The sequence below is a fragment of the Pseudomonas sp. ICMP 3272 genome (assembly GCF_001466905.1).
GTDB lineage: Bacteria > Pseudomonadota > Gammaproteobacteria > Pseudomonadales > Pseudomonadaceae > Aquipseudomonas > Aquipseudomonas amygdali.
This window is the reverse complement of record NZ_LKEK01000108.1, coordinates 24,334-49,690: the sequence shown is the minus strand read 5'-3', so window position 1 is coordinate 49,690 and position 25,357 is coordinate 24,334. Positions and strand designations below refer to the sequence as shown.

General features: G+C 62.0%; 15 protein-coding genes. 6 read left to right on the top strand and 9 right to left on the bottom strand.

The window, feature by feature from the left end:
• Nucleotides 1-153 precede the first annotated feature (153 nt).
• Nucleotides 154-678 carry an SgcJ/EcaC family oxidoreductase gene (locus tag AO068_RS24465; RefSeq protein WP_058402047.1) on the top strand — a complete coding sequence of 175 codons (525 nt, stop codon included), beginning with the start codon at nt 154-156 and terminating at the stop codon, nt 676-678.
• Nucleotides 679-750: 72 nt separating this feature from the next.
• Here the strand turns inward: AO068_RS24465 and AO068_RS24460 are convergent, their stop codons facing one another.
• Nucleotides 751-1,287 (bottom strand): RNA polymerase factor sigma-70, encoded by a 537-nt coding sequence (locus AO068_RS24460; RefSeq protein WP_002552913.1) that lies wholly within the window; start codon nt 1,285-1,287, stop codon nt 751-753.
• A gap of 316 nt (nt 1,288-1,603) precedes the next feature.
• Here AO068_RS24460 and AO068_RS24455 point away from each other — a divergent pair, with 316 nt between their 5' ends.
• From AO068_RS24455 to AO068_RS24440, 4 genes are all read left to right on the top strand, one after another.
• Nucleotides 1,604-2,362 carry a thioesterase II family protein gene (locus tag AO068_RS24455; protein WP_058409700.1) on the top strand — a complete coding sequence of 253 codons (759 nt, stop codon included), beginning with the start codon at nt 1,604-1,606 and terminating at the stop codon, nt 2,360-2,362.
• Between the two features lie 111 nt (nt 2,363-2,473).
• Complete coding sequence (locus tag AO068_RS24450) at nt 2,474-15,484, top strand: non-ribosomal peptide synthetase (RefSeq protein ID WP_058409699.1); 13,011 nt, start codon at nt 2,474-2,476, stop codon at nt 15,482-15,484.
• Between the two features lie 163 nt (nt 15,485-15,647).
• Nucleotides 15,648-17,060, top strand: coding sequence for an aspartate aminotransferase family protein (locus tag AO068_RS24445; RefSeq protein WP_058409765.1), 1,413 nt, complete (start codon nt 15,648-15,650; stop codon nt 17,058-17,060).
• Between the two features lie 81 nt (nt 17,061-17,141).
• A complete protein-coding gene (locus tag AO068_RS24440; RefSeq protein WP_003304661.1) occupies nt 17,142-17,360 on the top strand; it encodes an MbtH family protein in 219 nt (72 codons plus the stop codon).
• Nucleotides 17,361-17,761: 401 nt separating this feature from the next.
• Here AO068_RS24440 and AO068_RS24435 read toward each other — a convergent pair whose 3' ends face one another.
• The 8 genes from AO068_RS24435 to AO068_RS24400 are packed head-to-tail and all read right to left on the bottom strand — an operon-like array spanning nt 17,762 to nt 23,965.
• The gene (locus AO068_RS24435; RefSeq protein ID WP_058409698.1) at nt 17,762-18,679 is read right to left on the bottom strand and encodes a metal ABC transporter substrate-binding protein; all 918 of its coding nucleotides are present in this window, start codon (nt 18,677-18,679) and stop codon (nt 17,762-17,764) included.
• Complete coding sequence (locus AO068_RS24430) at nt 18,680-19,579, bottom strand: metal ABC transporter permease (protein ID WP_005770695.1); 900 nt, start codon at nt 19,577-19,579, stop codon at nt 18,680-18,682.
• The gene (locus tag AO068_RS24425; protein WP_058409697.1) at nt 19,579-20,343 is read right to left on the bottom strand and encodes a metal ABC transporter ATP-binding protein; all 765 of its coding nucleotides are present in this window, start codon (nt 20,341-20,343) and stop codon (nt 19,579-19,581) included. Before AO068_RS24425 ends, AO068_RS24430 begins: the two co-directional genes overlap by 1 nt.
• Nucleotides 20,340-21,272: a metal ABC transporter substrate-binding protein gene (locus tag AO068_RS24420; RefSeq protein WP_058409696.1), complete on the bottom strand. Its 933-nt coding sequence runs from the start codon at nt 21,270-21,272 to the stop codon at nt 20,340-20,342. The genes AO068_RS24425 and AO068_RS24420 overlap by 4 nt, the downstream gene beginning before the upstream one ends.
• 35 nt (nt 21,273-21,307) lie before the next feature.
• Nucleotides 21,308-21,874: a DUF6162 family protein gene (locus AO068_RS24415; protein WP_058409695.1), complete on the bottom strand. Its 567-nt coding sequence runs from the start codon at nt 21,872-21,874 to the stop codon at nt 21,308-21,310.
• Nucleotides 21,871-22,203, bottom strand: coding sequence for a hypothetical protein (locus AO068_RS24410; RefSeq protein WP_058402055.1), 333 nt, complete (start codon nt 22,201-22,203; stop codon nt 21,871-21,873). The genes AO068_RS24415 and AO068_RS24410 overlap by 4 nt, the downstream gene beginning before the upstream one ends.
• Complete coding sequence (locus tag AO068_RS24405) at nt 22,200-22,742, bottom strand: hypothetical protein (RefSeq protein WP_058402056.1); 543 nt, start codon at nt 22,740-22,742, stop codon at nt 22,200-22,202. The genes AO068_RS24410 and AO068_RS24405 overlap by 4 nt, the downstream gene beginning before the upstream one ends.
• Nucleotides 22,739-23,965, bottom strand: a complete 1,227-nt coding sequence (locus AO068_RS24400; protein ID WP_058409694.1) for a PepSY-associated TM helix domain-containing protein — start codon at nt 23,963-23,965, stop codon at nt 22,739-22,741. Before AO068_RS24400 ends, AO068_RS24405 begins: the two co-directional genes overlap by 4 nt.
• 296 nt (nt 23,966-24,261) lie before the next feature.
• Here AO068_RS24400 and AO068_RS24395 point away from each other — a divergent pair, with 296 nt between their 5' ends.
• Nucleotides 24,262-25,239 carry a TauD/TfdA family dioxygenase gene (locus tag AO068_RS24395; RefSeq protein ID WP_058409693.1) on the top strand — a complete coding sequence of 326 codons (978 nt, stop codon included), beginning with the start codon at nt 24,262-24,264 and terminating at the stop codon, nt 25,237-25,239.
• Nucleotides 25,240-25,357: the final 118 nt, after the last annotated feature.

Sequence of the window (25,357 nt, the reverse complement as noted above, 5' to 3'; positions counted from 1 at the left end):
GAAAGTGACGCTATTAGAACTTTATCAGGAGGTAAAGCCTATCTGCCGATTGGCATACACAGTTAACCCCGGTTGGCCGATGGCGCGCGGTGGCGGGGAGGGCAAAGTGGCACTCACTGAATCCCTGAACAGATCCCCCGTAGGAGAGTAGCGATGAAAACTAAATTGACCGCCCTGGCCCTGTTGCTGGCTGTGAGTGCACCGATGGTTCAGGCTGCTGCCGAGCCGTCCGGCTACACTTACCGCATGGTGGCCGAGACGCCAAGCAATGTGAATGACAAGGAAATCGCCGGTCTGTTTGACCGCTGGAACAAGGCCCTGCAGACCGGTAATTCGAAGACAGTCGCCTCGTTGTATGCGCCGGACGCAGTCTTGCAGCCTACGGTCTCCAACAAGGTACGTGCTACTCCGGCAGAGATCACAGACTACTTCGATCACTTCCTGGCGCTTAAGCCGGTTGGCGAGATCAACTACCGTGAGATTCGTCGTCTGGGGCCTGATGCCGCCGCGGACAACGGTGTCTACACTTTCACTCTGACGGCTGCAGACGGCAAGAAAACCAAGGTACAGGCGCGTTATTCGTTCCTTTACCACCGCATCGGCAACGAGTGGAAGATTCTCAACCACCACTCTTCGGCCATGCCGGAAGTACAGCCTGAGTACCAGGTCAGCCGCTGATCGACCGTCTACTCAAGGCTGAAACAAAAAATCCGGAGCCAGTGCTCCGGATTTTTTTGTCTTTCTGAATTGTCACGCTTCAGCGTTGGCACCGTTGACCTTGCGGCAATGAACAAGCGCATCGCGGATCATGAAGTTGACCAGCGTCGGCGACACGCCCAGTTCTTTGGCGATGTCCTTTTGTGGCACGCCGTGCAGACGGTACATCTCGAACGCGTAGCGGGTGCGGGGTGGCAGCTCGGTCAGGGCGTCGGCAATTTTCTCCAGGCTGGAGAAGTTGATGTGCGAGGTTTCCGGCGATGCCCCCTGAATGACCACATTCAGACCCTCGGCCTCGGGGCCGGTGTATTTCTGTTCCAGCGCCTGTTTGCGGTAATGATCGATGGCCAGATTGCGCACGATCTGAAACAGGTAACTGAGCTGGGCCTTGAAAGTCAGCGTGGCTTGAGGTGCCGAGCGCAGTCTGAAGAAGGCGTCCTGCACTACGTCCTCGGCCCGGGACCGGCAACCCACGATGCGCGCCGCGATTTTGACCAGCAGCAAGTAGTTGTCGACGAATGCCTGGAGTAATGGTGAGTCGCACTTACTTGTGATTACGTGTTCCGTCATGGAATTCACCTTGCTGCCTGAACAATGGAGGGGGAGGGCCACAGGAGGAGCGGCGCCGTCACATGGGGCGATAAATTAGCCTTAATGATAATTATTGTCAAATGCGAAAGCCAATCAGCGCACTTTAAAAGTGCGGCCTTGTGAGGCGCGCTCTCGCGACGCGCATCTCCACTAATTATTTGCAGACGCCATCCGTTCTCATTGGTGACAGGCCCGACCACGGTTGCGGCCAGGGAATACCTCAGGAGAACCCCATGCGCTTCGATCACGCGCAACGCCGCTTTTACATCCGCGCCAACAGACGGACGGTTCAGATATGAGCACGCCCGTGAGCCTGACGCTGTTCTGCCTGCCTTTTTCCGGTGCCAGCGCGATGTTCTACAGCCCCTGGCGGCGCAAATTGCCGGAGTGGCTGAACGTACGGCCTTTGGAGCTTCCCGGTCGCGGCATGCGCATGGATGAGGCGTTGCAGACCGATATCGTGCAGTTGGCCAACCGTCTGGCCGACGAAATCAGTGCTGACCTGAATACGCCCTATGCGCTGTTCGGCCACAGCCTTGGTGGTCTGCTGGCCTTCGAACTGGCGCATGCGTTGCGTGAACGGGGTCTGCCTGAGCCGCTGGCGCTTTTTGCATCGGCTACCGCCGGTCCGGTGCGTCGCGATGTCAGCGAATACGCTCTGGCCAAGACCGATGAGCAACTGATCGACCGACTGCGCACGCTCAAGGGCACCAGCGAAAACGTCATCGCCAATGACGAGCTGATGCAATTGATGCTGCCGATCCTGCGCGCCGATTTCCTGCTCTGCGGCAGTTTCGTGTATGGCAAGCGCGAGCCGCTGAACCTGCCGATCCATGTTTTTGGCGGCAAGCAGGACAGTGTCAGCGTCGAGCAGCTGCTCGACTGGCAGGAGGAGACCTGTACCGGTTTCTCGCTGGACATGTTCGAGGGGCATCACTTCTATCTGGTCGATGAGCAAGTGCAACTGCTCCGGCACCTGCGGCGCTATTGCGAACTGCATCTGGCGCGTTGGCGCAACAGTGCGTCACGGCAATTGAACCGGGCAGCCGGCTGACCGCTTTTGCCTCTTTTGGCTTTTTTGTCTCACGCGCGGCCCACCTCAGGGCGCGCGCCTTTTTGAAATTCAGATCTTATCTGGCACGCCGAATCTAGCAGGAACTCCATCATGGATGCGTTTGAACTCCCCGACACTCTGGCCCAGGCTCTTCAGCGTCGCGCCTTGCACACGCCGGATCGGCTGGCGCTGCGGTTCCTCACCGACGAGAAAGACCAGGGACTGGTGTTGACCTACCGTGACCTGGACCTGCGCGCGCGGACCATCGCCGCTGCGCTGCAACGTCAGGCCGTGCCGGGGGATCGGGCGATTCTGCTGTTTCACAGTGGGCCAGACTATGTCGCTGCGTTTTTCGGCTGCCTGTACGCCGGGGTCATTGCGGTGCCGGCTTACCCGCCGGAATCCAACCGTCGTCATCATCAGGAGCGGCTGCTGTCGATCATCGCCGATGCCGAGCCACGGCTGGTACTGACCGGTTCCGACCTGCAGCCCGCCTTGCTGCAGATGGATGAGCTGGCTGCTGCCGATGCCCCACAACTGCTCTGCGTCGATACGCTGGACAGTGCGTCTGCCGACAATTGGCAGGGGCCACAATTGCAGACCGACGACATCGCGTTCCTGCAATACACCTCGGGCTCGACCGCCTTGCCCAAGGGCGTGCAGGTCAGCCATGGCAACCTGGTTGCCAACGAACTGTTGATTCGTCATGGTTTTGGCATCGACGTCAATCCGGACGACGTGATCGTCAGCTGGCTGCCGCTGTATCACGACATGGGCCTGATCGGCGGCTTGTTGCAGCCGATTTTCAGTGGCGTTCCGTGCATCCTGATGGCCCCGGCCTACTTCCTCACGCGGCCATTGCGCTGGCTGGAAGCTATCAGCGAATACGGCGGCACCATCAGCGGCGGGCCCGACTTTGCCTACCAGCTGTGCAGCGCGCGGGTCAGTGATTCGGCGCTGGAGCGGCTCGACCTGAGTCGCTGGCGCGTGGCGTATTCCGGCTCCGAGCCTATCCGCGAAGACAGCCTGAATGCGTTTGCCGAGAAGTTCGCCAGTTGCGGCTTCACGCCGGACAGCTTCATGGCCTCCTACGGGCTGGCCGAAGCCACGCTTTACGTGGCAGGTGGCAAGCGCGGCAAAGGCATTCCTTCACTGCGTTTGAATACTCAGGCGCTGGCGCGCAATGTGGCAGAGTTGGGCGACGGTCAGCCAGTCATGAGCTGCGGCACCGGCCAGCCGGGGCATGGCGTATTGATCGCCGACCCCGCCACCCTGCAAGTGCTGGACGAAAACCGTATTGGCGAAGTGTGGGCCAGCGGGCCGAGCATCGCCCACGGTTACTGGCGCAACCCTGAAGCCACCGCCAAGGCGTTCGTCAAGCATGACGGCCAGACCTGGCTGCGCACCGGCGATCTGGGCTTTCAGCGGCATGGCGAGTTGTACATCACCGGTCGTTTGAAAGACATGCTGATCGTCCGTGGCCACAACCTGTACCCGCAGGACATCGAGAAAGTCGTCGAGCGCGAGGTCGATGTAGTACGCAAAGGCCGTATTGCGGCCTTCGCAGTCAATCAGGACGGTAGCGAAGGCATTGGGATCGCTGCCGAAGTGAGCCGCAGCGTGCAGAAAATGCTGTCCGCCGAGGCGCTGATAAAGATCATTCGCCAGGCCGTTGCCGAGGCGTTTCAAGAAGCGCCGAGCGTTGTGGTGTTGCTCAATCCGGGCGCTCTGCCCAAAACCTCCAGCGGCAAGTTGCAGCGCTCGGCCTGCCGCACGCGTCTGGCCGATGGCAGCCTGGACAGCTACGCGGTGTTTCCCGCGAACGATACGACGCTTCAAAACCGGACCCTGAGCACAGGATCGGACCTGCAAGCGCAGATCGCCAGCGTCTGGTGCGAGCATTTGCAGTGTGAGCAGGTCAGCGCCGACGATCATTTCTTTCTGCTGGGCGGCAACTCCATCGTCGCCACCCAAGTGGTGGCAAGGTTGCGTGAAACACTGGGCATCGACCTGAACCTGCGCCTGCTGTTCGAAGCGCCGACGCTGGCCGCCTTTGCGGCGCAGATCGAAGCGCTTCAAATCGCCGCATCGCAAGGCGACAGCCAGACGCAGAACGCTATCGTCCGCCTGCCGGGCAACGAGCATCTGCCACAATCGCTGGCACAGAACCGCCTGTGGTTCCTTTGGCAACTTGACCCGCAAAGCAGCGCCTACAACATTCCCGGTGGTCTGTACCTGCGTGGCGAACTGGACACCACGGCGTTGCGTACCAGCTTCCAGCGCCTGATCGAGCGCCATGAATCGCTGCGCACGCGCTTCTATGAGCATGACGGTGTCGCCCTGCAGCGCATCGACGCGCCCGGTGAGTTCCATTTCGATACCGTGGATATCAGCGATCTGCCGAGCGAAGAACGCCAGACCCGTGCGCTGGCGATCCGTGAAGAGCAGGCGCGTCTGCCGTTCGATCTGCAAAACGGTCCGCTGCTGCGCGTTACGCTGCTGCAACTGGACGAAGAAGAGCATCAGTTGCTGGTCACGCTGCACCACATCATTGCCGATGGCTGGTCGCTGAATGTGCTGATCGACGAATTCTCGCGCCTCTACGCGTCGGCAGTTCAGGGGCAGCCACTGGAACTGGCACCTCTGCCACTGCGTTACGCCGACTATGGCCAATGGCAGCGCGAATGGCTGGCAAACGGCGAGGCCGAGCGCCAGCTCGACTACTGGAAGCAGCAACTGGGCGATGAGCAGCCGACCCTGGAATTGAGCACTGATCGTCCGCGCTCGGCACGTCAGCAGCACAGCGCTTCGCGTTATAGCGTGCGCCTGAGTGCCGAGCTGAGCGCCGCCGTACGCAACACCGCGCAAGCCTGGCAATCAACGTCGTTCATGCTCTTGCTGGCGGGCTTCCAGGCCTTGTTGCATCGCTACAGCGGGCAGACCGACATTCGCATCGGCGTGCCCGGTGCCAACCGTCCGCGCCATGAAACCCAGGGCCTGATCGGCTTCTTCATCAACACCCTGGTGCTGCGTGCGCAACTTGACCCGCGCCTGCCGTTTTCCACACTGCTGGCCCAGACCCGCCAGGCCGCGCTGGAAGCTCAGGCGCATCAGGACGTGCCGTTCGAACAACTGGTCGAAGCGTTTCCGCAGGCCCGCGAACACGGGCTGTTTCAAGTCATGTTCAACCACCAGCAACGCGACCTCGGCGCACTGCGTCGCCTGCCGGGGTTGCTCGCCGAAGAACTGCCGTGGCACAGCCGCGAGGCCAAGTTCGACCTGCAATTGCACAGCGAGGAAGACCGTAACGGTCGTCTCAACCTGTCCTTCGATTACGCCGACGAGCTGTTCGAACGCGACACCATTGTGCGTCTGGCGCGGCACTACGTTCAGTTGCTGACCCAGGTCAGCCAGCAGGCGCAGGTTGCGTTGGGCGACGTGCAATTGCTCGGCGCTGACGAGCTGGCCGAGCAGACGCAGTGGAGCGCTGCCGCCTGCACGCCTGCACACGTCTGGCTGCCTGAAATGCTGGAGCGTCAGGCGCTGCAAACCCCGGAACGCATTGCGCTGGTCTGGGAGGGCGGCAGCCTCGATTTCGCCAGCCTGCATGCCCAGGCCAACCGTCTGGCGCATTACCTGCGCGACAAGGGCGTCGGCCCGGACATCAAAGTGGCAATTGCCGCCGAGCGTTCGCCGCAACTGTTGATCGGTCTGCTGGCAATCCTCAAGGCCGGGGGCGCCTATGTGCCGCTGGACCCGGATTACCCGACTGAACGACTGGCCTACATGCTGCAAGACAGCGGCGTCGAGCTGCTGTTGACCCAGAGCCATCTGCTCGGCGACCTGCCGAGCGCAGACGGGGTCTGCACGGTTGCGATGGACATGCTGCACCTGGACAGCTGGCCGGTCAGCGCGCCGGGCCTGCATTTGAGCGGCGACAATCTCGCGTACGTGATTTACACCTCCGGCTCCACCGGTCAGCCCAAAGGCGTCGGCAACACCCACGGTGCACTGGCCGAGCGCCTGCAATGGATGCAGGACACTTATGGGTTGAGTGAAAGCGACGTGCTGATGCAGAAGGCGCCGATCAGCTTTGACGTGTCGGTCTGGGAATGTTTCTGGCCGCTGATTACCGGTTGCCGCCTGCTGCTGGCAGGCCCCGGCGAACACCGCGACCCGCATCGCATTGCGCAACTGGTCAACGAGCACGGTGTGACCACGCTGCACTTTGTGCCGCCCCTGTTGCAGCTGTTTGTCGACGAGCCGCTGGCGCAGCAATGCACCAGCCTGCGTCGCCTGTTCTCTGGCGGCGAAGCGTTGCCGAGCGAACTGCGCAACCGGGTGCTGGAGCAACTGCCGGGCGTACAACTGCACAACCGTTATGGCCCGACCGAAACCGCGATCAACGTCACCCATTGGCAATGCCAGGTTAGCGACGGCTTGCGTTCGCCGATTGGCCGTCCGCTGGGTAACGTGCTGTGCCGGGTGCTGGACAGCGAGCTCAACCCGCTGCCGCGCGGGGTTGCCGGGGAACTGTGCATCGGTGGCATTGGCCTGGCACGCGGTTATCTGAACCGTCCAGGGCTCACCGCCGAACGCTTTATCGCCGATCCGCTGGGCCAGCCAGGTGAGCGCTTGTACCGCACCGGCGACCTGGTGCGCTGGGCCGCTGACGGTGCGCTGGAATACCTTGGGCGTCTGGATCAGCAGGTCAAACTGCGTGGCTTCCGCGTCGAACCGCAGGAAATCGAAGCCCGTCTGCTGGCCCAGCCGGGCGTCGGTCATGCTGCCGTGCTGGTGCGCGAAACCGCCGCGGGCCCGCAACTGATCGGTTATTACACTGCCGAAGCCGGACAGGATGTTCAGGCCGAGCGCATCAAATCGGCGCTGGCGCTGGAACTGCCGGATTACATGGTCCCGGCGCAACTGGTGCGCCTCGACAGCATGCCGCTGAGTCCGAGTGGCAAGCTGGACCGACGCGCCTTGCCCGAGCCGCAATGGCAGACTCGCGAGCACGTCGAGCCGCAAACCGACCTGCAAAAGCAGATCGCCGCCGTCTGGCGCCAGGTGCTGGGCGTGCCGCGCGTCGGCCTGCGCGACGACTTTTTCGAGCTGGGCGGGCACTCGTTGCTGGCCACGCAGATTATTTCCCGCGTGCGTCAGGCCTGCGATATCGATTTGCCGTTGCGTGCGCTGTTCGAAGCCAGCGAGCTGGGCGCGTTTGTCGAACAGGTTCAAACCATTCAGCTGTCCGGCGAACGCAGCAGCCTGCAACCGATTGCCCGCGTCGACCGCAGTCAGGCGGTGCCGCTGTCCTATTCGCAACAGCGCATGTGGTTCCTCTGGCAGATGGAACCGGACAGCCCGGCGTACAACGTCGGCGGCATGGCTCGACTGAACGGCGTGCTCGATATCGAACGTTTCGAAGCCGCGCTGCAAGCCTTGATCCTGCGCCACGAAACCCTGCGCACCACCTTTCCGAGCATCAACGGCGTAGCCTGCCAGAAGGTCAGCGAACAGACCGGCCTGCGCGTGCAATGGCAGGATTACTCGGCGCTGCCTGCCGAGCTTCGTCAGCAGCGCCTTCAGGCTTTGGCCGACAGCGAGGCGCATCAGCCTTTTGATCTGGAGACCGGTCCGCTGCTGCGTGCCTGTCTGGTCAAGGCGGCTGATCTTGAACATTACTTCGTTCTGACCCTGCACCACATCGTCACCGAAGGCTGGGCGATGGACATTTTCGCCCGCGAACTGGGCCTGCTCTACGAGGCGTTTCTTGACGGCAAGCCGTCGCCGCTGGAGCCGCTGGCGGTGCAATACCTTGATTACAGTGTCTGGCAGCGTCAGTGGATGGAAGCCGGTGAGCGCCAGCGCCAACTGGATTACTGGACCGCGCAACTGGGCAACGAACATCCGTTGCTGGAATTGCCCAGCGACCGGCCGCGCCCGCCGGTACAAAGTCACCAGGGCGAACTGTACCGTTTCGACCTGAATCCCGAACTGGCTGCTAAAGTCCGTGCGTTCAACGCGCGCAATGGCTTGACCCTGTTCATGACCATGACCGCCACACTGGCGGTGCTGCTCTACCGATACAGCGGCCAGAATGACCTGCGCATCGGTGCTCCGGTGGCCAACCGCATTCGTCCGGAAAGCGAAGGGCTGATCGGCGCGTTCCTCAACACCCAGGTGCTGCGCGTGCAGCTTGACGGGCAAATGAGCGTTGCGCAGTTGTTCGAACAGGTTCGCCACACCGTCATTGAAGGCCAGTCGCATCAGGACTTGCCGTTCGATCATCTGGTCGAAGCCCTGCAACCGCCACGCAGCGCGGCCTACAACCCGCTGTTCCAGGTGATGTGCAACGTGCAGCGCTGGGAATTCCAGCAAAGTCGCGAGCTGGCGGGCATGACCGTCGACTATCTGGTCAACGATGCGCGTGCCACCAAATTCGACCTCAACCTGGAGGTCACCGAGCTGGATCACCGCCTGGGTTGTTGCCTGACCTACAGCACCGATCTGTTCGACGAGCCGCGCATCGCGCAGATGGCCGAGCACTGGCTGAACCTGCTGCAAGCACTGCTCGCCGAGCCGCAACAGCGCCTGAGTGAACTGCCGCTGTTGCAGGACGCCGAGCGTCAGCAACTGCTCGACAGCCTCGGCGTCGAAGCCGGCGAACAACGACTTGATCAGTGCATTCACAGCCTGTTCGCCGAGCAGGCCCGGCTGCGCGCAGATGCGCCTGCGTTGACCTTTGCCGGGGAGACCCTGAGCTACGCCGAGCTGGACGCCCGCGCCAACCAACTGGCCGGAATGCTGCGCCAGCGCGGCGTCGGCCCGCAGGTTCGCGTCGGCCTGGCGCTGCCGCGTTCGCTGGATATGGTTGTCGGCCTGCTGGCAATCCTCAAGGCCGGTGGTGCCTACGTGCCACTGGACCCGGAATATCCGCTGGAACGCCTGCACTATATGATCGAAGACAGCGGCGTCGGCCTGCTGTTGAGCGACCGTGCGCTGTTTGCCGCGCTGGGCGAGCTGCCTGCCGGTGTGGCCCGCTGGTGCCTGGAAGACGATCAGCCGCTGCTGGCGTCTTTCTCAATCGATGAACTGCCGTTTATCAGCCTGCCGCAGCATCAGGCGTACCTGATTTACACCTCCGGCTCGACCGGCAAGCCCAAGGGCGTGGTGGTGTCCCACGGTGAAATAGCCATGCATTGTCAGGCGGTGATTCGTCGCTTTGATATGCAGCCCGATGACTGCGAACTGCATTTCTATTCGATCAACTTCGATGCCGCCACCGAACGTCTGCTGGTGCCTCTGCTCAGCGGCGCGCGCGTGGTATTGCGCGCTCAAGGCCAGTGGGATGCCGAAGAAATCTGCACGCTGATTCGCCAGCAGCAGGTCAATATTCTCGGCTTCACCCCCAGCTATGGCAGCCAGTTGGCGCAGTGGCTGGCCACTCAAGGCCAGACCTTGCCGGTGCGCATGTGCATCACCGGCGGTGAAGCGCTGACCGGTGAACACTTGCAGCGTATTCGCGCAGTCTTCCAGCCGGAACTGTTGTTCAATGCCTATGGCCCGACCGAAACCGTGGTCATGCCGTTGGCCAGCCTGGCCCCGCAGCAATTGGAAGAGGGCGAAGCCAGCGTACCGATCGGTCGTGTGGTCGGGGCGCGGGTTGCCTATATTCTCGACGCCGATCTGGCCCTGGTGCCACAGGGCGCGAGCGGCGAACTGTATATCGGCGGTGCCGGTCTGGCGCAGGGCTACCATCAGCGCCCCGGCATGAGCGCCGAGCGCTTCGTGGCCGACCCGTTTGCCAGCAACGGCGGGCGTCTGTATCGCACCGGTGACCTGGTGCGCCAGCGCGCCGACGGGCTGGTGGAGTACCTGGGGCGTATCGACCATCAGGTGAAGATCCGCGGCTTCCGTATCGAACTGGGGGAAATCGAAACCCGTTTGCTGGAGCACGAGGCCATCCGCGAAGCCGTAGTGCTGGCGCTGGACACCCCGTCGGGCAAGCAACTGGCGGCTTATCTGGTCACTGATGTGGCCGGGCAGGGCGACGAGCAGCAGGCGCAATTGCGTGAATCGCTCAAGTCGCACCTCAAGGCGCAATTGCCGGATTACATGGTGCCCACCCACCTGATTCTGCTCGACAGCATGCCGCTGACCGCCAACGGCAAACTTGACCGACGCGCGTTGCCTGCACCGGACCCGGAACTCAATCGTCAGCACTACGTAGCCCCGGCCAGTGAACTGGAGCAACAGCTGGCGGCGATCTGGTGTGCGGTGCTGAATGTGGAGAAAGTCGGCCTCAACGACAACTTCTTTGAACTGGGCGGCGATTCGATCCTGTCGATTCAGGTGGTCAGCCGGGCGCGTCAGGTGGGTATTCATTTCAGCCCGCGTGATCTGTTCCAGCACCAGACCGTGCAGACCCTGGCTGCCGTGGCGACCGCCAGCGAACTGATTCAGGCTGAACAGGGCCTGCTGCAAGGCGCGTCCGCCTTGACGCCGATTCAGCACTGGTTCTTCGACACGCCGATCCCCGAGCGTCAGCACTGGAACCAGTCGCTGGTGCTGGAGCCGCTCAATGCACTCGACCCGCGTCTGCTGGAGCAGGCGTTGCGTGCACTGCTCGAACAGCATGACGCACTGCGCCTGAGCTTCACCGGGCAAAACGGCAAATGGCAGGCTGAACACTGTGCAGTGACGGCAGAAACCCTGCTGATTCAGGCACGGGTTGCGGACATGGCCGAGTGTGCGGCGCTGTACGCCGACACCCAGCGCAGCCTCGACCTGCAAAACGGCCCGCTGTTGCGCGCCTTGCTGGTCGATGGTCCGCAGGGGCAGCAACGTCTGCTGCTGGTCATTCACCATCTGGTGGTCGATGGCGTTTCGTGGCGGGTGCTGCTCGACGATTTGCAAACGGTCTATCGACAGTTGAGCGAAGCAACGCCAGTGCGCTTTGCCGCCAAGACCAGTGCGTTCCGTGACTGGGCCGCACGCCTGCAGGCCTACGCGGGTAACGAATCGTTACGTGAAGAGCTGCACGTGTGGCAGTGTCAGCTTGGCGGTCCAGTGGCGCAGTTGCCGTGCCACAACCCGCAGGGCGGCCAGCAGAATCGTCATGCGCAAACCGTCAGCGTGCGGCTGGATGCCGAACGTACCCGACAACTGCTGCAACAGGCACCCAGCGCTTACCGCACTCAGGTCAACGACCTGCTGCTGACGGCGCTGGCGCAAGTGGTCTGCCGCTGGAGCGGGCAACCATCGACGCTGGTCCAGCTGGAAGGACACGGCCGCGAAACCCTGTTTGACGACATCGACCTGACCCGCACGGTCGGCTGGTTCACCAGCGCTTATCCGCTGCGCCTCACGCCAGCGGTGGCTGGCGATGCAACGCCGGGCGAGTCGATCAAGGCGATCAAGGAGCAGTTGCGTCAGGTGCCGCACAAAGGCCTGGGCTATGGCGTGCTGCGCTATCTGGCCGACAGTGCCAGCAAAGCCGCCATGCAGGCGCTGCCGGTGGCACCGATCACCTTCAACTACCTCGGTCAGTTCGACCAGAGCTTCGCCAGCGATGCGTTGTTCCGTCCGCTGGAAGAGTCAGCGGGCGCGGCCCACGATCCGCATGCGCCGCTGCCCAACGAGCTAAGCATCGACAGCCAGGTGTATGGCGGCGAACTGCTGCTGCGCTGGACCTTCAGTGCCGAGCGTTATCAACCTGCGGCTATCGAAGCGCTGGCGCAGGACTACCTGACCCGTTTGCAGGCGCTGATCGCCCATTGCCTGAGCGATGGAAGCGGCGGCCTGACGCCTTCGGACTTCCCGCTGGCCGATCTGGATCAGGCGCAACTCGACGCACTGCCGGTCGCTGCGACGCACATCGAGGACGTCTACCCGCTGACACCAATGCAGGAGGGCATGTTGCTGCACACCCTGCTGGAACCGGGCACCGGCCTGTATTACATGCAGGACCGCTACCGCATCAACAGCGCGCTCGACCCGGAGCGTTTTGCCCAGGCCTGGCAGGCGGTGATCGCCCGTCATGAAGCGCTGCGCGCCTCGTTCTGCTGGGACATCGGCGAAACCATGCTGCAGGTCATCCACAAGCCGGGCAGCACGCCGATTGATTATCTGGACTGGCGTGATGTACCGGAGGACCAGCAGGAGCCGCGTTTGCAGACCTTGCTCAAGTCCGAGCGCGAGGCAGGTTTCAATCTGCTCGATCAGCCGCCGTTCCACCTGCGCCTGATTCGCGTCGACGAGGCACGCTACTGGTTCATGATGAGCAACCACCACATCCTCATCGATGCCTGGTGCCGTTCGCTGCTGATGAACGACTTCTTCGATATCTACACTGCGCTGGGCGAAGGCCGCGATGCGCAACTGACCCCTGCACCGCGTTATCGCGACTACATCGGCTGGCTGCAACGTCGTGGCCTGGCGCAGGCGCGGGATTGGTGGCAAGACAACCTGCGCGGCTTCGAACGACCGACGCCGATCCCCAGCGACCGGCCGTTCCTGCGTGAACATGCGGGCGACAGCGGCGGCATGGTCGTGGGCGATTGCTATACCCGCCTTGATGAACGCGACGGCGCACAACTGCGCGAGCTGGCGCAGCAGCATCAACTGACCGTCAACACCTTCGCCCAGGCAGCGTGGGCCTTGACCCTGCGGCGCATGAGCGGTGATCGCGACGTGGTGTTCGGCGTCACGGTGGCCGGTCGTCCGGTGGAGCTGCCACAAATGCAGCGCACCGTCGGGCTGTTCATCAACACCATCGCGCTGCGCGTCGGCATGCCCGGCGACGATCAGCGTTGCAGCGTGCGCCAGTGGCTGAGTCAGTTGCTGGACAGCAACATGCAACTGCGCGAGTACGAATACCTGCCGCTGGTGACCATCCAGGAAAACAGCGAACTGCCCAAAGGCCAGCCGCTGTTCGACAGCCTGTTCGTGTTCGAGAACGCACCGGTGGAAGTTTCGGTGCTCGACCGTGCGCAAAGCCTCAACGCCACGTCGGATTCCGGCCGCACCCACACCAACTATCCGCTGACGGCCGTCTGCTATCCGGGTGATGACCTGGGCCTGCACCTGTCTTACGACCAGCGTTATTTCGACGAATCCACCGTGCAGAACATGCTCGGCGAGTTCAAGCGCCTGCTGCTGGCGCTGATCGAAGGCTTCCACGGCGACATGAGCGAACTGGCACTGCTCAGCGAGCAGGAACGCTCGTTCCTGATTGAGGGCTGCAACCAGAGCGAGCACGCGTACCCGCTGGATAAAAGCTACGTCGAACTGTTCGAAGCACAGGTCGCGGCGCATCCGCAGCGTATTGCGGTCAGTTGCCTGGAGCGCCAGCTTAGCTATGCCGAGTTGAATATTGCCAGCAACCGTCTGGGCCATGCCCTGATCGAAGCCGGTGTCAGTTTCGATCAGCCGGTTGCCTTGCTTGCCGAGCGTGGCGTTGAACTGCCGGGCATGATCATCGGCAGCTTCAAGGCCGGTGGCGGTTACCTGCCGCTGGACCCGGCCCTGCCCGATTCGCGACTGAGCGGCATCATCGGCCAGAGCGGCACGCCGCTGCTGGTGTGCAGCGCGCAATGTCTGGAACAGGGCAGGGCGCTACTTGAAGCGCTGCCCGAGTCCGCTCGTCCGCAGTTGCTGGTCTGGGAAACTGTGCAGCAGAGCGAAGCAGCGCAGCACAACCCCGGCCGCTACAGCGCACCGGACAACCTCGCTTACGTGATTTTCACCTCCGGCTCCACCGGGCTGCCGAAGGGCGTGATGGTCGAGCAGCGCGGCATGCTCAACAACCAGTTGAGCAAGGTGCCATACCTGAACCTGAGCGACAGCGATGTGATCGCCCAGACCGCTTCGCAAAGTTTCGACATCTCGGTCTGGCAGTTCCTCGCCGCGCCGCTGTTTGGCGCGCGGGTGGACATTGTGCCGAACGACATCGCCCGCGACCCGCAGGCCCTGTTGGCGCATGTGCAGGCGCAGCGCATCAGCGTGCTGGAAAGCGTACCGTCGCTGATAACCGGCCTGCTCGCCGAGCAACAGGCAGCGCTCGACAGCCTGCGCTGGATGCTGCCGACCGGCGAAGCCATGCCGCCCGAGCTGGCCAGCCAGTGGCTGCAACGCTACCCGCAGATCGGTCTGGTGAATGCCTATGGCCCGGCTGAGTGTTCCGACGACGTGGCGTTCTTCCGCGTTGATGCAGCGTCCACACGCAGCGCTTATCTGCCGATCGGTTCGCCGACCGACAACAACCGCCTGTACCTGCTCGACGATGCGCTGGACCTCGTGCCGCTGGGTGCAGTGGGTGAGCTGTGCGTGGCCGGGGCCGGAGTCGGTCGTGGTTATGTCGCTGACCCTTCGCGTAGCGTACCGGTGTTCGTACCGCATCCGTTCGGTGCACCGGGCGAGCGTCTATACCGCACCGGAGACCTGGCGCGGCGGCGCAAGGACGGCGTGCTGGAGTACGTTGGCCGGGTTGACCATCAGGTGAAGATTCGTGGTTATCGCATCGAGCTGGGCGAAATCGAAACCCGCTTGCTGGAGCATTCAGCGATCCGCGAGACGGTGGTGCTGGACGTCGACGGTCCGCTGGGCAAAGTGCTGGCGGCCTATCTGGTGCCAAGCGCTGCCACGCCGGATCACGATGCGCTGCGAGACGAAGTGAAAAACCACCTCAAGGCCAGCCTGCCGGACTACATGGTGCCTGCGCATCTGGTGCTGCTGGAAGCCATGCCACTGACGCCGAACGGCAAGCTCGACCGCAAGGCCCTGCCTGCGCCGGACGTCAGTCAGGCACAGCAGGAATACCTCGCGCCGCAGACCGAGATGGAGCAGCAACTGGCGACCATCTGGGCCGATGTGCTCAAGGTCGAGCGGGTAGGCATTACCGACAACTTCTTCGAGTTGGGAGGGCATTCGCTGCTCGCTACCCAGGTCGTCACCCGTGCGCAGAAGCTGCTGCAACGTAACGTGCCATTGCGAGCGATGTTCGAATTCAACACCGTTCAGGCGTTGGCTGAGCATCTGCAAAGCCTTGGCGGAGCGCAGGTTGACGAGCAGAAATTCGACCGTCTGGCGGACTTGATGGCGGAGCTGGAAGGGCTCTGATCGGCCTCTCGTCGGCGCGCTGGCGTTGCGGATAAAAAACTCGTTACCGGGTGTAAATCCGCAGCTCGCTGGCGCGTTTTCAAGGGAAGGAATAAACGCCTGAACCGGCATGGCCAAGCGTCATGCATCAGGTCATTCAACCAGCGTATTGAGGGTTGCACAGATGTCAGTCGCTACCAGGCTTATCGATGATCAGTTGACACGGGTTGCCCCGGCAGCGGCTGAAACGCTCTACCAATTCGAAGAGTCGCCATTGCTGGCCCGGCAAAATCGCCAGGAATCCAATGCGCGCAGTTACCCGCGGCGCATTCCGCTGGCGCTCAAGCGGGCCAAGGGCATTCACGTCGAGGACGTCGAAGGGCGGCGCTTCATCGATTGCCTGGCAGGCGCGGGCACACTGGCGTTGGGGCATAACCATCCAGTGATCATCGAAGCGATTCAGCAGGTGATCAGCGATGAGTTGCCGCTGCACACCCTGGACCTGACCACGCCGGTCAAAGACCAGTTCGTTCAGGACCTGTTCGGTCTGTTGCCCCCAGCGCTGGCCAATGACGCGAAGATCCAGTTCTGTGGCCCGACCGGAACCGATGCGGTGGAAGCCGCGCTGAAACTGGTACGCACTGCCACTGGACGCAGCACGGTACTGTCGTTTCAGGGCGGTTATCACGGCATGAGCCAGGGCGCGTTGAGCCTGATGGGCAGCCTGGGGCCGAAAAAGCCGCTCGGCGCGTTGCTCGGCACAGGCGTGCAGTTTCTGCCGTACCCCTATGATTACCGCTGCCCGTTCGGGCTCGGCGGCGAACAGGGCGTGCGCGCCAACCTGCATTATCTGGAGAACCTGCTCAACGACCCGGAAGCCGGTGTGCAGTTGCCTGCAGCGGTCATTCTTGAAGTGGTGCAGGGCGAGGGCGGGGTCATTCCTGCTGACCTGGACTGGTTGCGCGGCGTGCGGAGTATTACTGAAAAGGCCGGTGTGGCGCTGATTGTCGATGAAATCCAGAGCGGTTTTGCCCGCACCGGCAAGATGTTCGCCTTTGAACACGCCGGGATCATCCCGGACGTCGTGGTCATGTCCAAGGCCATCGGCGGCAGCCTGCCGCTGGCGGTGGTGGTCTATCGTTCATGGCTCGACACCTGGCTGCCGGGCGCCCACGCAGGAACTTTCCGTGGCAACCAGATGGCCATGGCTACCGGTTCGGCGGTAATGCGCTATCTTCAGGAACACAATATTTGCGAGCACGCGACGGCGATGGGCGCGCGTCTGTCCGGGCACTTGCGTGCCTTGCAGCGTGACTTCCCGCAACTGGGCGATATTCGCGGGCGCGGGCTGATGCTGGGTGTCGAGCTGGTCGATCCGGCCGGTGTGCGCGATGCGCAGGGTCATCCGCCGGTATTTGCCCGTCTGGCCCCGCTGGTCCAGCGCGAATGCCTCAAGCGCGGGCTGATTCTGGAACTGGGTGGTCGACACGGCAGCGTGGTGCGCTTCCTGCCACCGCTGGTGATCACCGCCGAGCAGGTCGACGAAGTGGCCGAAATCTTTGGTCGCGCACTCAACGCCGCTGTCGCACAGCTTTAATTTTTCGACGTAGCGATACGTTCAATCCCTATAGCTGCTATGAATTGGCACAGCAGCACTGAACCAACACGGAGAGCAGCAATGACTTCAGTATTCGATCGGGAAGACATCGTCTTTCAAGTTGTGGTCAACCACGAAGAACAGTATTCGATCTGGCCCGACTACAAAGCCATCCCCAACGGCTGGCGCACCGTTGGCAAAAGCGGCTTCAAGAAAGAGTGCCTGGCCTACATCGAAGAAGTCTGGACCGACATGCGCCCCCTGAGCCTGCGCCAGAAAATGGAAGCCCAGACGGCCTGATTGAGTGTTATACACAAGTCCTGTGGGAGCGAGCTTGCTCGCGAAGAGGCCGGTACAGCCTTGACCACCGTGCGACGCTGCGCAACTGACTATCGTGCGACGCTGCGCAACTGACTATCGTGCGACGCAGAGCGTCGCGACCCGCATTCCCACGCTGGTGCGTGCGCAACGATAACTGACTATCGTGCGACGCTCCGCGTCGTCATGCCGTTCTGAACGCTCCACGTCCTCTCGCGACCCAGAGCGTCGCGACCCGCATTCCCACGCTGGAGCGTGCGCAACGATAACTGACTATCGTGCGACGCTCCGCGTCGTCATGCCGTTCTGGACGCTCCGCGTCCTCTCGCGACCCAGAGCGTCATGAACTGCATTCTCAAGCCGGAACGTGCGCAACGATAACCTCACCCCTTGCCAGCCAACACACCAACAATCCCCTGAATATCCCCCTGCAACTCCGCCAGCGGATCAGCGCCATCAATCCCCAACACCAGCAACGTGCTACCTGCCGCTTCAATTGCAGCCTTTACCGACTCTGGCGGCTGACGATGATCAAGCACCAGTGCCACATCGTTGTCTTTCAGAGTCGCGCTCAGTTTGCTCAATGCCTCGGGCGTCCATTGCTCGTCGGTCAACACCTGAGTGTCGATCAGCTCCAGATTCAGCCCGCTGATCAGGTAGCCGAAGCGGTCTGACAAACTCACCACACTTAAATTGTCGGCACCGGCCAGTGCCGCTTCGCTGCTGGCACTCAGCTTGAGCAACTGCTGCTTGAACGCCGCCAGATTGGCCTCGATCTTTGGCTTCGCACTCGGTGCCAGGCGCACCAGGTCCGCCGCCAGCACATCGGCCATGCGCCCCATGTTGTTGCTCGCCAGCCACGGCTGACTGTTCAGCCCGTCAGTGCCTTGGCCCGGCTGCACAGCAATCCCCGGCAAACCACCGTCCACCGGCCGCGCTGCATCAATCTCGACAATACGAATATTGCTGCGGCGCGCATTAGGGTAAAGCGGGTCATCGGCCCAGATCGAACGCAAGCCGATTACCGCGTCGGCATTGCTCGCCAGACCGCGCAGGGCATCGGCGCCACGCCCTGTGAAATACGCCGTCTGACGCGAGCCGGGCAGGTTGGCCGCGGCAGCGCGTTCCAGCATTACACCGCTGTCCTTGAGCAGAATTTCCCCCAGACCGTAGGTAATCGGCAGGCTGGCCAGCACCCGTACCGGTTGAGCGTTGTCGGTTTTGGCGTCGGCGGCATACAGGCTGTTGCTGAACAGGCCTGTCATGGCCAGCGCCAGGGTCAATGTACGTAAAGTAGGCATTTATCCAATATTCCCTTTCAGGCCGGGCAGCGTGCCGCGGGCGATGGCGGCCAGGGCAAAGGCAACGCCAGCCACCAGAATGATCGCCGCGCCGGACGGCACAGGCAGGTCGAAGACGATAGGCAGCAGAATGCCGCACAGGGTGCTGACGGTAGCAATCGCCACCGATATCCAGAAAAAGCCTTTCAGCGACTGGCTCAACAGGCGTGCCGCTGCCGCCGGAATCACCAGCAACGCTCCGACCAGAATCGCGCCGATGACTTTCACGGCGGCAACAGTGATCAGCGTGACCAGAATCACGAACAGGTAATCCAGCGTCTTCACTGCTACGCCACGTACCGCAGCCAGTTGCGGGTTGAAACTGGCCAGCATGATGCGGTTGTAAAGCGGCAGGCTCAGGCCCATGACCAGCGAACCGACGATCAGCAGCACCAGCAGGTCATTGCCGTTGACAGTCAGTACCGAGCCGAACAGCACGTTTTCCAGAATGTGTACGTTGATTTTGCCCGCCAGTACCAGCAGCAGGCTTGCACCGAGCGCCAGCGACACCGAGAGGAACACACCGATCAGCGTGTCCGGTGCCAGCCCGGTGCGGTTGCGCAGGTAGTTGAGGACGATACCGAACAGCAGGCAATAGCCGAACAGCGCGCCATAAGGCCCGGTGTACGGTTCACCGAGCAGAATGCCGATGGCCACGCCGGTCAGTGCCGCATGGCCCACCGCTTCGGAGAAGAACGCAAAGCGCTTGACCACCACCAGCGTGCCCAGACCGCCCAGCACCGGGCCGATCAACAGGCCCGCAAGCAGGGCGTTAACCACAAAGCCATAGGCCAGCGCCTCCGGCAGATAGCCGGATGAAGCGAGGCCCTGAATGAACAGGCGAAACGTTTCGTAATCCATCACACGGCGCTCCCGTTAACGGCATCGGCAGTGCGCGGATGAGCAGAAAACAACGTCAGCAGGCGTTCCGGCGTCAGTGCCGTGGCGGCAGGCTCGTCGAACAATACGCGGCGATTGAGCCCGGTCACCTGATCCGCCAGACGCCGCACCGCATCCAGATCGTGCTCGATCCACAGCACCGTTATACCGCTTCGGCGCCAGTCACCAAGCAGGCGCTCGAAGACTTGAATGCCAGCTTCATCCAGAGCCGACATCGGCTCATCCAGCACCAGCAATTGCGGCGCAGGAATCAGCCCTTGCGCCAGCAGCACGCGCTGCCGTTCGCCACCGGACAGCGCGCCCATGCGCCGCTTGCGCTTGTCCTGCATGCCGACCCGTTCCAGCGCATCGCCAATCGCGGCCGCGTAGTGTTTCGACAAGCCCAGAAACGCCGGGCGTCGCTGGCACATGGCAGCCATAAAATCGTCGACGGTCATCGGTAGGCCACGGTCGAACTCCAGCGCCTGCGGCACATAGCCAATCAGGCCCGGCGCGGCAGGCCATTGCAGGCTCAATTGGCCTTGATGCGGTGTCTGCCCGAGCAGGGTCTTGATCAGCGAGCTTTTGCCGCCGCCGTTCGGCCCGACCAGCGCGTGTACGCTGCCAGCGCGCACGTTGAAATGCACGCGGTCGAGAATCGTTGTGCGGCCCAACGTCAGGCTCACCTGGTTGAACTCGATGCCTGGCCCCTGGCTGACGATGTCGAGGTTCTGCGCGACAGTCATGTGCCCGACTCCTGAATGGCCCGCACCACGGTGTCGAGGTTGCCGGCCATTTCCTTCTCGTACTTGTCTGCGGTGTATTCGCCATAGGAAATGTGCGACAGCGGGTACAGCTTGACCCCGGATTCACGCTGGATGGTGTCGACGTAGGTGGACGGGAAGTCCATCTCCGAGAAGATCACCTTCACGTCCAGTTCGCGCAGTTGGTCGATGGTCTTTTTCAACTGGCTCGGGCTGGGCTCGATGCCATGTGCCGGTTCCACCACTGCTGTCACTTCCAGGCCGAATTCACGCAGCAGGTAGTCGTAGGCGGCATGTACCGTGGCCACGCGCAGGTCGGCGTTGGGGGCCTTGGTCAGTTTGGCGAGGGCGTCGGCGCGCATCTGCCGCAGGCGCTTGCCATAGGCGCGGGCGTTGGCGGTGTAGGTTTTGGCGTTGTCCGGGTCCAGCTTGCCCAGCTCGCGGGCGATGTTGTTGACCTGGGCGATGGACGCGCTGATCGATAGAAAGGTGTGCGGGTTGACCACCTTGCCTGCGCCACGCGCGGCAACCCCGGTGGCGGCCAGCAACGGCACGTCAGCGTTGGCTTCGATGGTCTTGATGTTTGGCGTTTCACTGGCGGCAATCATGCGGTCGGCGAAATCGTCGTGGCCGACGCCATTGAGCACAATCACGTCCAGCGAACCGATGCGCTTGATGTCCTCGGCGCGTGGCTCGTAGGCATGCGGGTTGAAGCCGGCCGGGATGAGCGGCACGACGTCGGCCTTGTCGCCGACAATATTGCTCACGTAGCTGTAATACGGGTGCAGGGTGATGCCGATGCGCAGGCGCTTGGCCGGGTCGGCGGCGTAGCTGGACGGTGCCAGCAGGGCGGCAAACAACCCCACCAGCAGGACGCGCAGCAAGGGACGGCGTTTGAGTGAAATAGGCATGGGCAAGCGGTCTTCTTTCAAAGGAATGCGAAGTTTCAGTGCGGGTGCTGACGGGTTACGCCAGCATCGAATTGCGCGACGACCTGTTTCCAGCCCGCGTCGACCAGAGTCTTGTCGCCGAGGTCGCTGACAGGCGCGATCGAGGCGCTGCGGTTGATCCAGATGTCGGGCTGGTTGTCTGAATCGACACGCATCAGAAACGAACCGGCCACGCTCGGCGTCTGGCTCAGGCCCAGATAGGACTGCTCGACCATCTGCCAGACATGACCGCCACGGCTCACCGAACTGGCGTCCTGGGCGAACGGCGCAAAGCCCTCGTCACCCAGTTGTTGCGGGGTAACGGGCGTTTGCTGTTCGGTTGCCAGCAGGTGAATTTCGTCGAGGGTCACGCGCAGGTCGGCGTAGATGCCTTGTTCGGCAGCGGTCAGATCACGTCGCGCATCAAGTTGATGGCTGGCAAGGCTGTGTGTTTCCTGAGTGTCACGGTGCAGGCTGACGACTCCGGCCGCGACGCCGAGGATCAGCAGGCACAGCAGCAGGACATACAGGGTTTCATGCCCGGCGCCGGCCGGGCGGACGATTTGTCGGGTTGGCGCACTCATGGGCTGGGGATGTCCGCCTGATCGATTTCCACCACATGGCCGGGGCCGGCATCGAACAGCACATAGAACTCGGAAGCCGGACGCTTGAAGGTCACGGTCGAATCCTCACCCAGCTTGCCGGGTACCAGAATGGTTTCGTCATAGCCGATCACGTCGAGGGTCACGCCCGGCGCACCACTGCCGTCGGAAAAACCGCCGGTGCAGCGAATCTGCTCGTTGTCGATCTGTTTGCATTCGCACATCGGGTTGTGCGCCAGTGCGTTGCCACTCAAGCCAAGCAGGCACAGGGCACTGGCCATCAGCCAGCGCAGGGAAGGGCGGGCACTCATGGTTTGGCTCCTTGTTTTTTCAGCCACGCCACGGTGGTGGGCGAAGCCTGTTGCAGCGGAATGGAAGTCTGATGCACGGTGCCGTCCCAGCCTTCCATGGTGATCCACAGGTCTGAGTCGGCGCTGGTGTTTTCGGGAATCTGCATGAACGCACTCATGCGGTAGCCACCGCCAAAGAAAATAACCCCGGCGGTGCGCAGGCTGCGTGGTTTGCCGATGCGCAGGTAAGTGGCCTTGACCCGGTCGATGCAGGCGTTGCACAGCGCGGCGTTGAAGCTTTTCATGTAGCCCGACGGACCGGACAGGCGCGGGGCTTCGTTACGGTCTTCGGCCAGACGCAGGCTCCACGGGCCGACCTGAATCTCGCCGACGTCGCGTTGACCAAGGCCCTGATCGCCGCGATCCAGCGCGTTGTCGGAGAAGTACTTGGGCATGAAACCCAGCGGAATCAGCACCAGCAGCACGTTGATGTGGAAGCGCCACTTATGCCAGAAACGGCTCAGCGACGATGCAGGTTGTGCGACAGCGGCCTTGCTCACAGGCTGTTCTCCGGGGTGCGGGTCGCCAGTGGCGAGCGGGTGGTGTCCGGAGTCGAGGCCGGGGTGAAGGTGGCCGGGTTGGTTCTGGACTCACGCTTGAGGGCATTGAGCGTCGCCAGCGCGGTGCGCTTGCTCCAGATCAGCAGCCCGCTGAGCACCATCATGCTCAACAGCAGGCCGAAGAACGCCCAGATCAGCTTGATCCAGATACCGCCGAAGTCGCCGGTGTGCAGCGGGCGCATGGATTCGGTGACGAACTCCAGCTTGTTGCGGTCCGACAACAGGTGTGATGCTGCGATTTCGCCACTGTACGGGTTGATTTCGGCGGTCTGGAACATCAGCGGATACCAGCTGCGCCCGCCTACCTGCATGTTGCTGTAGGCATTGAAGGGCGGAGTGATGAAGCTGGCTTCAAGACCTGGAATCCGCTCCTTGGCGATTTCCACGGCCTTTTCCAGGCTGATGGTCGGTGCCGGGCGGCCGTCGGCAGTCAGCGGCACGGCGCTGTGTGGAATGATCGAGGCGACCTGGGATTTGCTCGAGATACTGATCTGGTTATCACCAAGAATCGCCTGAATCAGAAACCACGTGCCGGTGATGGAAATCACCGCAATGAACCAGATCGACCACACGCCGCTGAGGCGATGCAGGTCGCCCCAGAAAATCCGCGGGCCCTGGCTGAAGCGTACCGGCTTGAAAAAGCCACGCCAGAATTTCTTGTAGACCACCAGGCCGGTCACCAGCGACGCGAGCAGGGGCAGGCCGAGAATCGACACCAGGTACCAGCCCCACGAATAGCCATTGGTGAACGGCACCAGCCACCAGCCGTGCAGCGCGCGGGTAAAGCGGCGGAAGTCGAACGACGGCGTGAGGCCCTGAATCACCCCGGTGTAAGGGTTGACGTAAGCCGGCACCGAGCGGCCGTCCGGGTAGGTGACGAACACGCTCAGGGCGAAGTAATCGCCGTCAGGCTGCATGATCGTACCGACGATCAGGTCCGGCTCGTTGCGCTCGATGGTTGCGCGAATCTGCTCGAAGCTCATGCGTTGGGCGTCGTCGGAGGGGCGGTTGTCACGCATCTCCGGGTTGGCCAGCCACATGATTTCCTTGCTGATGACCGCCAGCGTGCCGGTCACACAGACGATCAGCACAAAGAACCAGATGGGCAGGGCAAGCCAGCTGTGGACGAGAAACCAGATTTTTGAACGGGACTTCTTCGACATGGATAAACAATCTCGATTCACGATGTAAAGCAGCCGCAAGGCGGCCCCTTCTGTCTGTACGCGCGGGCGATATAAAGCCTCGCATTCAGTTAAAGACGAATGAGAACGAGATTCCTGTAGGAATATTTTGCGTTTAAATGAAAAAAATTGTTTCAGAGCTACCGGAAACCCCCGCATGGCGCAGGAAAAGGGCCTGGGCGGCTAATTTTCTCGTGGCGAAGTACGTTCAATCTGGACATTGGTGTTGCGCCAGGCCGCAGGGGCTCGGGCGCTTTTGCCATCAAGGGAGAGACATCATGAGTCACGCGTTGAGTTTGGATATCCGGCCGCTGCTTGCAGGGGCGGGCAGCTTGCCCATGCTGGTACAGGCGCCCGAGCCCGGTCTGGACTTGATGGAAGCACTGGGCGAACTCAAGCCATTGGTGGCCGGGCACTTGTACAGCGCTGGCGGCATTCTGTTTCGCGGCTTCGAGGTCGGCGGTGCGGAAGCGTTTCGTGAGTTCGCCGCCGGTTTCGGCGATCCGTTGCTCAACTACGAGTTCGGCTCCACGCCGCGCAGCAACGTGACCAAGGGTGTGTACACCTCTACCGAATACCCGGCGCATCAGAGCATCCCGTTGCACAACGAGCAGGCCTACACGCTGGACTGGCCGATGAAGATCTGGTTCTACAGCATGATCGCGGCGCAGACCGGCGGCGAAACGCCGATTGCCGATAGCCGCGAGATCTACCGGCGCATTCCGGCGCGCATCCGTGACCGCTTCATCGAAAAGAAGCTGATGTACGTGCGTAACTACGGTAACGGGCTCGATGTGGAATGGAGTCAGGTGTTCAACACCGAAGATGAAAGCGTGGTCGAGGCCTACTGCCGCGCGCACAACATCGAGTGCGAATGGAAAGACGACGGCGAACTGCGCACCCGGCAGATCTGCCAGGCCGTGTCCCGCCATCCAGTGACCGGCGATACCGTCTGGTTCAATCAGGCGCACCTGTTTCACATCTCCAACCTGCAACCGGAAGTGCGCGAAACCCTGCTGGATGTCGTCGATGAAGAAGACCTGCCGCGCAATGTCTACTACGGCGATGGTTCACCCCTCGAAGAAAGCCTGCTGGACGAGATTCGTGGCGTGCTCGACGATTGCACTGTCAGCTTCCCGTGGCTGGAAAACGACGTACTGATGCTCGACAACATGCTCACCGCCCACTCCCGCGCACCGTTCACCGGCAAACGCAAAGTGGTGGTGGCGATGGCACAGGGGCATTCGGATAAGTAGCTGTTTATTGATTTCCGTGCCAACGCTCCGCGCCAGCGTTATACCCCGGTCCTGCAGAACTCAAGTAATCGTGCTTTTGTGGGAGCGGACTTGTCCGCGAAGACGGTAGTTCAGCCGG